The sequence below is a fragment of the Xanthomonas sp. CFBP 8443 genome (assembly GCF_025666195.1).
Classification (GTDB): Bacteria; Pseudomonadota; Gammaproteobacteria; order Xanthomonadales; family Xanthomonadaceae; genus Xanthomonas_A.
Window position 1 is genome coordinate 4,374,551 of record NZ_CP102592.1, and the last position, 13,410, is coordinate 4,387,960.

Sequence of the window (13,410 nt, forward strand, 5' to 3'; positions counted from 1 at the left end):
CATGCCGCTGTATCCCTTGTTCGCCGATCTGGCCGGGCGCCGCGTGCTGGTGGTCGGCGGCGGCGAGGTGGCGATGCGCAAGATCGAAGCGCTGCTGCACGCCGGCGCGCAGGTGCTGGTGTACGCGCACGCGCTCAACGCCACGGTGGCGCAGTGGCTGGCGCAGGGCCGGCTGCAGCGAGTCGATGGCGCGTTCGATGCGCAGTGGCTGGACGACGCCTGGCTGGTGGTCGCGGCCACCGACGACAACGCCTTCAATCGCGAGCTCGCCGCGCAGGCCGGGCAGCGCCGCAAGCTGGTCAACGTGGTCGACGACGCCGAGCTGTCCACGTTCCAGGTGCCGGCGATCATCGACCGCGATCCGTTGCTGGTGGCGATTTCCTCCAGCGGCGCGGCGCCGATGCTGGCGCGGCGTCTGCGCGAGCGCTGGGAAACCGAACTGGACCATTCCTACGCGCAGCTGGCGCAGTTGTTCGCGCGCCACCGCGAGACGATCCGCGCGCGCCTGCCGCAGCTGGCGCAGCGCCGGCGCTGGTTCGAACAGGTGCTGGAAGGCCCGGTGCAGGTGCTGCTGCAGAGCGGGCAGACGCAGGCTGCCGAGCAGGCATTCCACGATGCCTTGCAACGCAGCGGGGAGGACGTGCCGCGCCGCGGCAGCGTGTGGCTGGTCGGCACCGGCAACGGCGATCCCGGTGCGTTGACGCTGAAGGCGCTGCGCGCGTTGAACCAGGCCGACCTGTTGCTGTGCGATCCCGCGGTGGGCGCCGCGGTGCTGAGCCTGGCGCGACGCGATGCGACGCGGCAGCCGCTGCCGGCCGACGCAGACGCGCACCTGGCGTTGCTGGTCGAGCAGGTGCAGGCCGGGCAGCGCGTGGTCAGCCTGAAACCGGGCGATGCGTTCCGGCAGGCGCCGCACGCGCAGTTGGCCACGCGACTGGCCGCGGCCGGGATCGCCTGCGACGTGGTGGCGGGCGTGACGGCGGACTGATTCAGTGCAGCGCGGTGCGATCGCGGCGGCGGTTCATGCCGGCGCTGGCGCTGCCGCAACGTCCGCCGCCGGCATCCCGGCCACCGGCAGCAACTGCTTGCGGAAGCCCACCCACAGCGCCAGCGACAGCAGCGAGACGCCGCCGAGCAGCAGGAACGCGGTACGGTAGCCGAAGTCCTGCGCGATCCAGCCGCCCAGCGCCGGGCTCAGCGCCGCGCCGATGCCTTGCACGGTCATCACCGCGCCCTGGCCGACGTTGACCCGGCCGGTGCCCTGCAGCAGCCGCGCCACCAGCGCCGGCACCACCACGCTCTGCAGGCCGGCGCCGATCCCGTCGAGGATCTGCACCGGGAACACGCCCCAGCTGTGGATCAGGCTGGCCGCGATCAGGCCGCGCAGCGGCAGCGCCAGGAAGGTCAGCAGCATCACCCACCAGTGCCCGCGCACGCGGATCAGGCGCATCGCCGGCAGCGAGGCCACCACCATCGTCGATTGCGCGACGATGATCGTGGTGGCCGTCAGCGCACTGGGATCGCCCTGGTGTGCGGCGACCACGGCCATGCCGTACAGCGGCAGCATCGCCGCATTGCCCAGGTGGAACAGCGCCAGCGCCGTCGCCAGCACCAGCAGCGGCTTGCAGGTCAGCAGCACCGACCAGCCGCTGGCGTGGTCCGCGCCGTGCACGCCGGCATCGGCCAGGCCGCGCGCGGCACGATGGTCGATCGCATCGCGCGGGATCAGCAGCACCGAGGCGATCGCCAGCACGCCGAAGCAACCGGTCAGCGCGAACACCGCGCCGAAGCCGAATTTCCAGCCGAGCAGGCCGGCCAGCGCTGCCGCAACCACGTTGCCGGCATGGCTGCCGACCTGGTTGCGCGCGATCTGGTGATCGAACCCGGCCTGTCGCACCAGCCCCAGGGTGATGCCCGACAGCGCCGGACCCAGCGCCGCGGCGGCGAGCGCGGTCATCACCTGCGCGGCCACCACACCGGCGAAGCTCGGCGCCCACCACAGCAGCGCCGAGGCCAGCAGGATCAGCGTGCAACCGACCACCACGATGCTGCGCTTGCGCCGGGTCGCATCGACCAGCGCGCCGCCGGGCGTGGTCGCGAGCATGCCGGCGATGCCGCCCACGCTCATCACCGAGCCGATCGCCGCCACCGACCAGCCCTTGGATTGCAGGAACACGCTCAGGAACGGGCCGAGCCCGTCCTGCACGTCGGCCAGGGTGAAGTTCAGCGCCTCCAGCGCACGCGTGCCGCGCGGGCGGACGCCGGACACTGCGGCCGGCAGCGCGCTCATCGCCGCACCGCGCTGCGAGCGGAAAGGAGCGGCAAAGCCGAGCGATGTGCGCAGTGGAAACGTGGCATGCGATGTCCTGGAAGTGCCGCCGCGAGGGCCAAGGAGGACTCGAAAACTTGCGCGACGCAGGCGAACGCGTTGCTGCGGCCGCGCTTGCGCTATCCGGCTCAGCGCCAGGGTTCGGGCTGGAGAAACACACGATGGCGCTCTGACGCGCCTGCGACGGCCGCGACGAATTCGAGAACGTTGCGCGATGCAGGCGGTCGCGTCGCCGCGACCGCCGCTGCGCTGCGCGGTTCAGTGCTTGGATTTGGGTTTTGGCTTGGGCTTGTCGGCATCGTGCGGCTTGGGCGGATGCGGCTTGGGCGCGATCGGCTGCAATGCCGCCGGCGTGGCGCCGACCGCCTGCGCGTGGATCACCGTGCCATGCGGCAACACCAGTGCGTGGCCTTCCACCGCCAGCGGCTGGCCCACGGCCAGCCAGTTCGCCAGCGCGTCGGCGGCGTGCGGGGGGAACCGCACGATGCAGTCGTCGTCGAGCAGCGCGCCGTGCACCTGTCCGTGCGGGCCGTGCAGCAGGCGCGCGACGACGCCGCTGTGCCGGGTCTTCGCCGGCTTCTCGTGCTTTTCCGGTTTCCTGGCCGGCGTGTGCTCGGCATGCGGCCCGCGGTCGGCGATGCGCTTGCCGCCGTCGGGATCGATCGCCAGCGCGACCAGCATGTCCGCGCCGTAGGGTTTGAGCCCGCGCACGCCGAGCGCGGCGCCGGGCTTGAGCGTCTTCAGCAGTTGCGCCGACAGGTGCGGCGCGGTGTGCACCTCGGTGCCGTCGTCGAGCAGCAGGCCATCGACCTCGGCCTTGGGATTGAGCAGGAAGCGGGCGAGCGTGCCGCGGGTTTCCGGCAGGAAATCGGGATCGACCCAATGCATGGCGTTACTCCAATGAAGGAAGGTGGGGACCGGCGTCACGCCGGTGGCGGCGCCCGCCGCGAGGCAGGGCGCCGCCATCGCACGACCAAGCGCAGGCGATCAGCGCGGCGCCGGCAGTGGCACCGGCGGCACTGCCGGCGCGGCGGGACCGGCCGGCGGCGGTGGCGCGGCCGGCGGCACCGGCGGTGCGGGCGGCGCGAACAGGGTGCGCTGCGTGGCGCGATCGCGGCCGAGCTGGGTCGCTTCCAGCGAGCGCCCCGCCGCGGTGGCCACGCCGAAGCCGCTGACGCTCAGCGGCGCACCAACGCGCAGCAGCGCATCGTTCTGCATGGCCACGTGCGGTGGCATCCGCACCACGGTGCCGTCGCTGAGCAACACGCCGGCGGTCTCGCCGCGCGGGCCGTAGACCAGGCGCTCGATGCGACCTTCGGCCTGCATCGGATTCAACGCAGGCGGGGTCGGCGGCGCCGGCGGGCCGGCCAGTGGATTCGGCGGGCGGTCCACCACCTGCTGGCCGCTGCGCCGCGTGCCGATCGCACTGGCCTGCAGCAACGGCAGCGTGCCCAGGCGATAGCCCTGCACGGTCACCGCATCGCCACGGCGTACCGCGGCCTGCAACTCGGCCGACAGGTGCGGCGGAAAGCCGACCTGGGTGCCGTCGCGCAGCCACAGCCCGTCGACATCGCCGTTGGGATTGAGCATGAAGCGCTCGACCGTGCCCTCGACGCGCACCGGTGCGGCCGCGACCGACGCGGCAGGCGGCGGTGGCGGTGCGGGCGCCGCAGGCGGGACCGGCGGCGGCGCAGCGGCGGCGACCGCGGGGGATGCCGGCACCTGCGCGACGGCAGTGGCGGCGGCAATGGCCAGCGAGAAAGCGAGTGCGCTGCGACGGATCATCGGAAGTCTCCAGGGCGGCAAAGGGTTGGCCGCCTGTGGAGCTAGGAACGCAGCATCCGTGCCAAGTTCCAAGCAGTTGATATGCAAGGAATCGCGCTTGCGGACGGGAACGCTGGGTGTCTGCGCTTCATCCACTGGCGTCCGCTTTACGGACAGGCGTGGTGCCTGGAATGGGACGTTTGCGCGTTGGTGTTCGTTCGTTTGCTGGTCCGCGTGCTGGTGGGAGTGCGCCTGGTGACTGGGCGCTTGGCTTGACAGGCTTGCGGAGGGTGTCTGTCGCGGCTGAAGCCGCTCCTACATGGGCGTGGCTGCTGTGGCTTGGGCCGGGCGTTTGGCCGCATTGGGCTTGCGCGTACCTGGGCATGACCGGTGCGACGTCATTGTCAGGATCGGCGTGCTGGAGGAAGAGTGCGCCTGGTGACTGGGCGCTTGGCTTGGCAGGCTTGCGGAGGGTGTCTGTCGCGGCTGAAGCCGCTCCTACATGGGCGTGGCTGCTGTGGCTTGGGTAGGGCGTCTGGCCGCGTTGGGCTTGGGCATACCTGGGCGTAAGTGTGCGGCGTCGTTGCCAGGAGACGGAGGCGCGTCCGCTTCATCGCGACGCGAGTGCGCTGCGCTCTCGCGGCAGCGACAGCGACAGCGACAGCGTGGCTAGCCCAGCCCGTAGTCGTCGAGCTTGCGGTACAGCAGTTGGCGGTGGATGCCGAGCCGGCGCGCGGCTTCGGCGCGATTGCCCTGCGCCTGCGCCAGCGCTGCCTGGATCATCCGCTTCTCCAGTTGCGCCACCGCGTCGGGCAGGGTCAGCGCCGGCGCATCCGCGGCGACCGCATCGCCGGCGCCATCGCCTGCCAACACCTCGTCCAGGTCGTGCGCCTCGATCGTCGGCGTGCGCACCAGCACCTGGCAGCGCTGCATCGCGTTGCGCAGCTCGCGCACGTTGCCCGGCCATGGATACGCGCGCAGCCGCGCCTGCGCCGCAGCCGACAGCGTGCGCGCCGCGCTGGCGCCGTCCTCGAGGAAATGCTGTGCCAGCAGCACGATGTCGTCGCCGCGCTCGCGCAGCGGCGGCAGTTCGATCGGCACCACGTTGAGCCGGTAGCGCAGGTCGCTGCGGAAGCGGCCGTCGGCGACCAGCTGCGCCAGTTCGCGATGGGTCGCGGCGACCACGCGCACGTCCACCTTCTGCGCGCCGCGCCCGCCCAATGGCGATACCTCGCCTTCCTGCAGGAAACGCAGCAGCTTGGCCTGCATCGGCAGCGGCATGTCGCCGATCTCGTCCAGGAACAGGGTGCCGCCGTCGGCCTCGCGGATCAGCCCGGGACGATCGGCGACGGCGCCGGAGAAGGCGCCCTTGCGGTAGCCGAACAGCTCGCTCTCCATCAGCTCGATCGGGATCGCCGCACAGTTGACCGCGACGAAGGAGCCCGTCCGCGCGCTGGCGTGATGCAGCGCGCGCGCCACCAGTTCCTTGCCGGTGCCGGTCTCGCCGCTGATCAGCACCGGCAGGTCGGAGGCCGCGGCGAGGCCGATGCGCTTGTGCACGGTGCGCATCGCCGCACTGTGCCCGAGCAGCGCGCCGGCGTCCTCGGCCGGCGCCTGCGGCGGCGCCGCGCTGCCTGCGTGCGCCTGCAGCGCGCGCTCCACCACCGCGACGATGTCGGCGCGCCCTACCGGCTTGACCAGGTGATCGAACGCGCCGAGTTTCATCGCCTCGATGGTGTTGCTGCTGGACGCGTAGGCGGTGAGCATCACCAGCGGCACCGCGGCGGCCTGCGCGTGCGCCTGGCGCGCGCGCATCAGCGCGATGCCGTCCATGCCGGGCATGCGGAAATCGACGAAGGCCAGGTCGATGCCGCCTTCGCGCAATCGCGCCAGCCCCGCTTCGCCATCGGCAGCGGCGATCACCTCGTGGCCGAACGAGCGCAGCGTGGCCTGCAGCGTACTCAGGAAGGCGGTGTCGTCGTCGACGATCAGGATGCGCGCCATGGCAGTTCCAGGATGAAGGAGGTGATGCCGTCGTGGTGCGCGTAGTGCGCCTGGCCGCCGTGCGCGCGGGCGATCTCGCGCACCAGCGCCAGGCCCAGGCCGTTGCCGTCGCTGCGGCCGCTGGCGAAGGGTTCGAACAGGTGCGCGGCGACCGGCGCGGGCACCGGTTCGCCGCGATTGGCCACCGTCAGCCGCAGCAGGTCGGCATCGGCCTCGACCATCAGCGTCACCGCGGTGCCGGGCGTGGCGTGCTGCAGCGCGTTGCGCAGCAGGTTGTGCAAGGCGCGCGCGGCCTGCTGCGGATCCAGCGTCCACTGCGCCGGCGCCGCCGCCAGTTGCAACGCGATCGGCGCCGCCAGCGGCGCCCATTCGGCCGGATCGAGCAGGTCCTGCAGCCAGGCCTGCAAGGCCACGGTCTGGCGTTGCAGGCGGATCGGCTGGACCATGCCGAGCAGGCTTTCCACCACCCCGTCCAGGCGCTGGATCTGCGCCAGCATCAGCTGCGCCTGCGCCTCGTCGAAGCCGCCCTCGCCCGCGGCGATCTGGTTTTCGAGCGCGAGGCGCAAGGTCGCGATCGGGTTGCGGATCTCGTGGGCGACGGTCGCGGTCATGCGTCCGAGCGCGGCCAGCCGCTCGTGCCGCGACAGTTCCTCGCCGAGCCGGCGCGCCTCGGCCAGGGCCTGCGCGCTGCGTTGCGCGTAATCGGTAACCGCCGCGCCCAGGCGGTCCAGCTCCGGCGCGCCGGTGGCCGGTATCGACGGCACCTCCGCCGGCGTCGCCAGCGCCTGCTGGATGCGTTGCAGGCGCTGGCTCCAGCGCCGTACCACCCAGCCCAGGGCCACCGCCGACACCACCGCCAGCGCCAGGATCAGCGCCATGCCCACCGCCAGCGGACGTCCGGCCGAGGCCTCGCCGGTCGCGGCGACCCGGGTCATGGTCCACGCCGCGCTGTCGCGATCCAGCGGACAGGCCGCGATCAGCAGCGTCTCGCGCTGGCCGTCGCGGCGGTAGTGCGCCGGTTGGCGGTCGGCCACGCTGCGTTGCGCGGTGGCGACGATGACGTTCTGTTCGGCGGTCGGTACGTCGGTCTTGTGTTCGCTGCCGTCGTAGGTGGGATAGGCGTAGGCGAGGAAGCCGCGCTGCCGCTCCCAGACCCCGCCTTCCACGCCCGCGGCGTCGGCCAGCACCAGTTGCAGCACCACCGCGGCCAGGCCGGCGCCATCGCTGCCGCGCGCCGCCGCGCTGGCGCCGTTGTAGCGCTGCACGATGCGCGTGCAGTCGCCCTGCAGCCGCGCCTGCGCCTCGCCCACGCGCACGCCCTCGCTGTGCCGGTACAGGCCGAACAGCACCACCGCCATGCCCACGCACGCGGCGAGGATGACGATCCAGATCAGCAGCAGTTGCCGCAGCAGCGAACGGGGCATGGTCCACCGGGGGCGCGAAAGTCGGAAAGATAGCAGCCCGCCCCACGCCGCCGCGCTGTGCGGGCGCGCTGCCGCCGTCCGCCGCTCAGCGCAGGTTGGTCTTGACCAGTTCGACGACCTCGTCGCCGCGCCCGCTCATCACCGCGCGCAGCAGGTACAGGCCCATGCCCTTGGCCTGCTCGAGCTTGATCGCCGGCGGGATCACCAGCTCCTGGGTGGCCACGCGCACGTCGACCAGCACCGGCCCGGGATGCGCGAAGGCCTGGCGCAGCGCCGGCTCCAGCTGCGCCGATTCGTCCACGCGCAGGCCGAGGATGCCCATCGCGTTGCTCATCGCCGCGAAGTCCGGGTTGCTCAGGTCGGTACCGGTGTCCAGGTAGCCGGCCGACTTCATCTCCATCGCGACGAAGCCGAGCGAGCCGTTGTTGTAGACCACCACCTTCACCGGCAGGCCCAGCTGCGCCAGGGTGATGAAGTCGCCCATCAGCATGGTGAAGCCGCCGTCGCCGGACAGCGAGATCACCTGCCGCCGCGGGAACTGCGCCTGCGCGCCCAGCGCCTGCGGCATCGCGTTGGCCATCGAGCCGTGGTTGAACGAGCCGAGCAGGCGGCGCTTGCCGTTCATGGTCAGGTAGCGCGCCGCCCACACCGTCGGCGTGCCGACGTCGCAGCTGAAGATCGCATCCTCGTCGGCCAGCGCATCGATCATCCGGGTCACGAACTGCGGGTGCAGCGGCTCGCCGGGCGCGGCGGCCACGGCCAGGTCGTCGAGGCCTGCGCGCGCCTTGCGGTAATGCGCCAGCGACTTGTCCAGGAAGCCGCGCTGTTCGCGCCGCTGCAGTTTCGGCAGCAACGCGGCGATGGTCTCGCGCACGTCGGCGGCGATGCCCAGTTGCAGCGGCGTGCGCCGGCCCAGCGCGGACGGGTCGCGGTCGACCTGCACGATGGCCGCGTCCTTCGGATAGAACTGGCGGTACGGGAAATCGGTGCCGAGCATCAGCAGCGTGTCGCAGTTGAGCATGGCCTGGTAGCCGGAGCTGAAACCGATCAGCCCGGTCATGCCGACGTCGAACGGGTTGTCCCATTCCACGTGTTCCTTGCCGCGCAACGCATGCACGATCGGCGCGCCGAGCAGGTCGGCCAGCGCCACCAGTTCATCGTGCGCGCCGGCGCAGCCGCTGCCGCACAGCAGCGTGGTCGCCTCGCTCGCCTGCAGCAGCTCGGCCAGGCGCTCCACGTCGGCGTCGGCCGGCAGGATCCGCGGCGGCGCCAGCGCCGGCCAGGCGGTCGGCGTGTCCTTGGGCACTTCCTGCAGCGCCACGTCGCCGGGAATCACCACCACCGCCACCCCCTGCTTCAGGATCGCGGTGCGCATCGCCCGGTGCAGCACCTCCGGCATCTGCGCCGGATTGGTGACCAGCTCGACGTAGTGGCTGCATTCGCGGAACAGTTCCTGCGGATGGGTTTCCTGGAAATAGCCCAGGCCGATCTCCGAGGACGGAATGTGCGCGGCGATCGCCAGCACCGGCTGGTGGCTGCGGTGGCAGTCGAACAGGCCATTGATCAGGTGCAGGTTGCCTGGGCCGCAGCTGCCGGCGCAGACCGCGAGCTTGCCGCTCAGCGCCGCCTCTGCGCCAGCGGCGAACGCGGCTACCTCCTCGTGGCGCACGTGCATCCACTCGATGCTGTCCATCTGCCGCAAGGCGTCGGTGAGCCCGTTGAGGCTGTCGCCGGTGACCCCCCAGATGCGCTCGACCCCGGCGCTGTGCAGGGTTTCGGCGAGCAGGCGGGCCATGGTCGGCTTGGACATGATCATCTCCACGAAAGAAGCGGAGATGCTGGCACGCGATCCGTTACACGCGCGTGCTCCCGAAACGCCCGGCCGGCGCACGTGGGCCGGCTAAGGACCGGCCGCGGCGGCGGCGCTCAGTCCTTGTCGCGATCCTCGGCGCGTTCGTCGCGGCCGCCACCGTCGCCGCTGGCGTCCTCGTGGTAGCCGCCAGTCGCGGGCTTGCCGTGCGCGCCGCCGGCGTGCTCGCCGGTGGCTGCATAGGTGCCGCCCTGGCCGAAGTTCGGTTGGGTGCGGCCGCTGCGGTCGGCGCCCGGATCGTCGGCGTCGGTGTCCGGGAGGCCCTGCGCGTCCTGCCGCGGCGCGGTGCGCGACGGCACGTCGCGTCCGCGTCCGCGCGGCACGCCGCTGTCCTCTGCAACGTCGGCGGTACCGCCGCGGTAGCCGGCCTGGCGGATATCGTGATCGCCCAGCGGGCGGGAATCATGGTCGCTCATGAAGGTCTCCTCGATGAATCGGATGCCGTGCCGCGGGAGGCGGCGTGCGACCAAGCCTAGGCATGCATGCGTTAGCGACGGCGCAAGGCGCGATGAAGACGGCGCGAGCGCGGGTTACGCGCCATGACGTCATCGCCGACACGGTGGGGGCAGCACCTTTGCATGCCCTATCGTGCATCCCGATCCGTGGACGCCTACGCACGCAGAAGACCCATGCACGGCGCGGTCGCATGCCTTCCACGCCGTGCTAACCGGCGGTCGCAGACGATCCGGATTCGTCATCCCGCAGGAGCCGAACATGAGTGGCCTACTTTGGAAACTGGCGGTCGCCGGAACCGTTGTCGCAGCGGCCAGGGCGTACCGTCGTCGCAGCACCGCGCAGAAACCCGCGGCGTTTTCGCAAGACGGCGCATACCGTGCCGTGCCGGACGACGGCACGTTCACGCCGCCGCACGGCGACGTGGTCTCCGCCACCGACGAGCAGCGTGGCGGAGAGAACGCGGCCGGCCTGTATACCGGACCAGCGCTGACATAAGGCAGGAGCCAGCACACGTTCGTGCATCGAGCGAGCGGCGCCTCTTCAACGCGTGGATCCCGGGCATGTGCGCGCATCCGATTGGCGGAATCGGAGCCCACATGCCCGCTTTGCCGTTGTGGCACGCAAGATGCCTTGCGTTCGCCACGACGCAGTCAGTCGCCGTCAGGATCGTCCGGGCCTTTCGCATCGACAGGGTCGCGACGATTCGAGCCACGCGAGCGCAACGCCTCTCCCGCCTTTTGCGCCAACGCCTCGTACTGCTTGCGGATCTCTTCCAGCCGCTTCTCGTCCAGCTCTTCCAGGTCGAGCAGTTCGTCGTTGGCCTTCGCGCTCACCCGGATCAGCTCGTCGAGCTTGATCTGCATCGCTGCGGTATCGGCGTTTTGGGTGTGCTGGATCAGGAACACCATCAGGAAGGTGATGATGGTGGTGCCGGTGTTGATCACCAACTGCCAGGTGTCGTTGAAGCCGAACACCGGGCCGCTGGCGCCCCACAGCACCACGATGCCGAGCGCGATGCAGAACGTCCACGGCGTGCCGGCCGCATACGACGCCTTCTTGGCGACGACGTTGAACAGGTTGGCTGGTTTCATCGCGGACCTCGCGCAGTCGAAGGAACCGACGCACCAGGCGAGGATGCGCGGGCAGTCAGGATGATCCGCAGCGCCGCGTGGATGAAGCGTCAATGATCCTGAATCCTGCAGCGGCGCATGAAAAAGGCGGGGGGTCCCCGCCTTTGGTTGCACGTCCTGCGCGTTGCGCTCAGCCGGTCTGTTGCGCGGCCTGCTGCCGCACTTGGCGCACCGGCCGCGGGCGGCTCGGGAAGGCGTGGCGCACGATCCGCCACATCACCTGGCCGAACTGGCGCGGCAGCGAGCCAGTGTTGTAGTGCTGGCCGTAGCGCGCGCAGATCGCCTTCACTTCCACCGCCAGCGCCGCGTATCGATTGGCCGGGATGTCCGGGTAGAAGTGGTGCTCGATCTGGTGGCTCAGGTTGCCCGACAGCACGTTCAGCAGCTTGCCGCCGGCCAGGTTGGAGGAACCGCGCAGCTGGCGCAGGTACCAGTGGCCGCGCGACTCGCCCTTGATCGACTCTTTCGGGAATGTTTCCGCGTCGGCGGTGAAATGGCCGCAGAAGATGATCACGAAGGTCCAGATGCTGCGCAGCACGTTGGCGGCCAGGTTGCCCAGCAGCACCGGCAGGAAAAACGGGCCGGCCAGCGCCGGGAAGATCACGTAGTCCTTCAGGATCTGCCGGCCCATCTTGCGCCCGACCGGCAGGAAGGTGCGGCGCAGCTCGCCGCGCTTCATCTTGCCGGCGAACCAGCGGCCCAGGCGCAGGTCCTGGATCGCCACGCCCCATTCGAACAGCAGCGCGAACACCACCGCGATGAACGGCTGCGCCAGGTAGAACGGGCGCCAGCGCTGCTCGGGGAAGATCCGCAGCAGGCCGTAGCCGATGTCGTCGTCCATGCCGCGCACGTTGGTGTAGGTGTGGTGTTTGAAGTTGTGCGTCTTGCGCCAGTTGTCGCCGGTGGCGACGATGTCCCACTCGTAGGTGTTGCCGTTGAGCTGCGCATCGCCCATCCAGTCGTACTGGCCGTGCATCACGTTATGGCCCAGCTCCATGTTCTCCAGGATCTTGGACAGGGTCAGCAGCGCCACGCCGGCGATCCACGCCGGCCACAACACGCTGTGCACGAACGCGCCCAGGAACAGCAGCGCGCGCCCGGCCAGGCCGGTGTAGCGCACCGCGGCGACGATGCGGCGGATGTAGCGCGCGTCGGCTTCGCCCAGAGTGGCCACGGTGCGCACGCGCAGCGCATCGAGTTCGTCGCCGAAGGCTTGCAGGTCGGCCGGGGTCAGTGCGCGGTTGCGGGGAGCAGCCATGGGGAAGTCCTTCAAAGGTCCAGGATCAGGTCGCTGCTGGCGCTGTTGATGCACAGCTTCAGCATCGAACCCGGTTCGGTGGCGTGTGCGCCGGTGAGCAGGTCGCGGGTCGCGCCGGACTGCTTGCCGCAGGCGCAGCTGTTGCAGATGCCCATGCGGCAGCCGTGCTTCGGGCGCAGGCCTTCGGCTTCCAGCGCGGTGAGCAGCGATTGCCCGCGCGGCAGCTGCAGCACGCGGCCGCTGCGCGCCAGGGTCACTGCGACCGTACCGTGTTCGGCATCGGCCAGCGGCGGCGTACTGAACGCCTCGGCCTGGAAGCGCGCGACGCTGCTCTCCAGGCGCGCACGTGCGGCCTGCACGAAGCCGCCCGGACCGCAGGCCAGCACCTGCGCCTGCTCCAGCCCGGCCAGGTGCGCCAGCGGCAGCGTGTCCACGCGCGGCGCCGGCGCAGCGCCTTCGCCGGTGACCGCCAGTTGCAGGCGGAACCGCGGGTGCGCGGCGGCCAGCGCCTGCAGTTCGTCGACGAAACACAACTGGTCGCGGCGCCGCGCCCAGTAGATCAGGTCCACGTCGGCCGGCATGCCGGCGTCGGCCAGTTGGCGCAGCAGCGCGCGCATCGGGGTGATGCCGCTGCCGGCGGCCAGCAGCAACCAGCGTCCCTGCGGCGCGGCGGGCAGCACCATGTCGCCGAACGCCTGGCCCAGTTCGAACACCTCGCCGATCCGCGCGCCGTCGGCCAGGTACTGGCTGACACGGCCGCCATCGATCGCCTTGACCGTGATCGCCAGGCGCCCGCCCGGCAGCGGCGTGGGGCTGTAGCTGCGGGTCAGGCGGCGCCCGTCGATCTCCACGCCCAGCTGTACGTGCTGGCCGGCGCGCAGGCCGCGCCAGTGGCGGTTGGCCTTGAGGATCAGGGTCACCGCGTCGCTGCTGGCGCGCTCGCGCTGCAGCAGTCGCGCGCGCGGGCGCTGCCAGGTCCACAGCGGATGGATCCGCGTGGACCAGAAATCGAATACCTCCGGCTGCACCCAGGCGCGCAGGGCGCGGGTGGCGGAGCGGGCGGAGGCAGGACGGCGGGCAGCGTTCATGGGCCCACTATACAGGCGCAGATACAGATGTCTATACAGTTGTATATTCAGGAAGGCGCTATGATTCCTCTCTTGTCTCGCCCAGCC

Annotated in this window: 12 protein-coding genes; 2 read left to right on the forward strand and 10 right to left on the reverse strand. The window is 71.0% G+C overall.

Features of this window, described 5'->3' with window-relative positions; genetic code table 11:
* The first annotated feature begins 1 nt into the window (after position 1).
* A complete protein-coding gene (locus NUG20_RS18250; protein WP_263395832.1) occupies positions 2-988 on the forward strand; it encodes a siroheme synthase domain-containing protein in 987 nt (328 codons plus the stop codon).
* 33 nt (positions 989-1,021) lie between these two features.
* On the opposite strand, the gene NUG20_RS18255 is transcribed toward NUG20_RS18250, so the two are convergent.
* From NUG20_RS18255 to NUG20_RS18285, 7 genes are all read right to left on the reverse strand, one after another.
* Complete coding sequence (locus tag NUG20_RS18255; RefSeq protein ID WP_263395833.1) at positions 1,022-2,290, reverse strand: MFS transporter; 1,269 nt, start codon at positions 2,288-2,290, stop codon at positions 1,022-1,024.
* 297 nt (positions 2,291-2,587) lie between these two features.
* On the reverse strand, positions 2,588-3,217 hold the full coding sequence (locus tag NUG20_RS18260) for a hypothetical protein (protein ID WP_263395834.1): 630 nt from the start codon (positions 3,215-3,217) through the stop codon (positions 2,588-2,590).
* A gap of 99 nt (positions 3,218-3,316) precedes the next feature.
* Positions 3,317-4,114, reverse strand: coding sequence for a hypothetical protein (locus NUG20_RS18265; RefSeq protein WP_263395835.1), 798 nt, complete (start codon positions 4,112-4,114; stop codon positions 3,317-3,319).
* Between the two features lie 648 nt (positions 4,115-4,762).
* Positions 4,763-6,097, reverse strand: a complete 1,335-nt coding sequence (locus NUG20_RS18270) for a sigma-54-dependent transcriptional regulator (RefSeq protein WP_263395836.1) — start codon at positions 6,095-6,097, stop codon at positions 4,763-4,765.
* Positions 6,082-7,521: a sensor histidine kinase gene (locus tag NUG20_RS18275; protein WP_263395837.1), complete on the reverse strand. Its 1,440-nt coding sequence runs from the start codon at positions 7,519-7,521 to the stop codon at positions 6,082-6,084. The genes NUG20_RS18270 and NUG20_RS18275 overlap by 16 nt, the downstream gene beginning before the upstream one ends.
* An 85-nt stretch (positions 7,522-7,606) precedes the next feature.
* A complete protein-coding gene (gene poxB / locus NUG20_RS18280) occupies positions 7,607-9,316 on the reverse strand; it encodes a ubiquinone-dependent pyruvate dehydrogenase (protein ID WP_263398533.1) in 1,710 nt (569 codons plus the stop codon).
* 131 nt (positions 9,317-9,447) lie between these two features.
* Positions 9,448-9,807: a hypothetical protein gene (locus tag NUG20_RS18285; RefSeq protein WP_263395838.1), complete on the reverse strand. Its 360-nt coding sequence runs from the start codon at positions 9,805-9,807 to the stop codon at positions 9,448-9,450.
* Positions 9,808-10,105: 298 nt separating this feature from the next.
* Here NUG20_RS18285 and NUG20_RS18290 point away from each other — a divergent pair, with 298 nt between their 5' ends.
* Positions 10,106-10,342: a hypothetical protein gene (locus tag NUG20_RS18290; RefSeq protein WP_263395839.1), complete on the forward strand. Its 237-nt coding sequence runs from the start codon at positions 10,106-10,108 to the stop codon at positions 10,340-10,342.
* 155 nt (positions 10,343-10,497) lie between these two features.
* On the opposite strand, the gene NUG20_RS18295 is transcribed toward NUG20_RS18290, so the two are convergent.
* The 3 genes from NUG20_RS18295 to NUG20_RS18305 all read right to left on the reverse strand — a co-directional run bounded on the left by NUG20_RS18295 (position 10,498) and on the right by NUG20_RS18305 (position 13,323).
* The gene (locus NUG20_RS18295) at positions 10,498-10,938 is read right to left on the reverse strand and encodes a low affinity iron permease family protein (RefSeq protein WP_263398534.1); all 441 of its coding nucleotides are present in this window, start codon (positions 10,936-10,938) and stop codon (positions 10,498-10,500) included.
* A 169-nt stretch (positions 10,939-11,107) separates the two neighbouring features.
* Positions 11,108-12,235 (reverse strand): fatty acid desaturase family protein, encoded by a 1,128-nt coding sequence (locus tag NUG20_RS18300; RefSeq protein ID WP_263395840.1) that lies wholly within the window; start codon positions 12,233-12,235, stop codon positions 11,108-11,110.
* An 11-nt stretch (positions 12,236-12,246) separates the two neighbouring features.
* Positions 12,247-13,323, reverse strand: coding sequence for a ferredoxin reductase (locus NUG20_RS18305; protein ID WP_263395841.1), 1,077 nt, complete (start codon positions 13,321-13,323; stop codon positions 12,247-12,249).
* Positions 13,324-13,410 lie beyond the last annotated feature (87 nt).

Bases quoted from the DNA above. Each gene is read 5' to 3' on its own strand.
- NUG20_RS18250 (WP_263395832.1), top strand. From the start codon at position 2: ATGCCGCTGTATCCCTTGTTCGCCGATCTGGCCGGGCGCCGCGTGCTG.
- NUG20_RS18255 (WP_263395833.1), bottom strand. From the start codon at position 2,290: ATGAGCGCGCTGCCGGCCGCAGTGTCCGGCGTCCGCCCGCGCGGCACG.
- NUG20_RS18260 (WP_263395834.1), bottom strand. From the start codon at position 3,217: ATGCATTGGGTCGATCCCGATTTCCTGCCGGAAACCCGCGGCACGCTC.
- NUG20_RS18265 (WP_263395835.1), bottom strand. From the start codon at position 4,114: ATGATCCGTCGCAGCGCACTCGCTTTCTCGCTGGCCATTGCCGCCGCC.
- NUG20_RS18270 (WP_263395836.1), bottom strand. From the start codon at position 6,097: ATGGCGCGCATCCTGATCGTCGACGACGACACCGCCTTCCTGAGTACG.
- NUG20_RS18275 (WP_263395837.1), bottom strand. From the start codon at position 7,521: ATGCCCCGTTCGCTGCTGCGGCAACTGCTGCTGATCTGGATCGTCATC.
- poxB (WP_263398533.1), bottom strand. From the start codon at position 9,316: ATGGCCCGCCTGCTCGCCGAAACCCTGCACAGCGCCGGGGTCGAGCGC.
- NUG20_RS18285 (WP_263395838.1), bottom strand. From the start codon at position 9,807: ATGAGCGACCATGATTCCCGCCCGCTGGGCGATCACGATATCCGCCAG.
- NUG20_RS18290 (WP_263395839.1), top strand. From the start codon at position 10,106: ATGAGTGGCCTACTTTGGAAACTGGCGGTCGCCGGAACCGTTGTCGCA.
- NUG20_RS18295 (WP_263398534.1), bottom strand. From the start codon at position 10,938: ATGAAACCAGCCAACCTGTTCAACGTCGTCGCCAAGAAGGCGTCGTAT.
- NUG20_RS18300 (WP_263395840.1), bottom strand. From the start codon at position 12,235: ATGGCTGCTCCCCGCAACCGCGCACTGACCCCGGCCGACCTGCAAGCC.
- NUG20_RS18305 (WP_263395841.1), bottom strand. From the start codon at position 13,323: ATGAACGCTGCCCGCCGTCCTGCCTCCGCCCGCTCCGCCACCCGCGCC.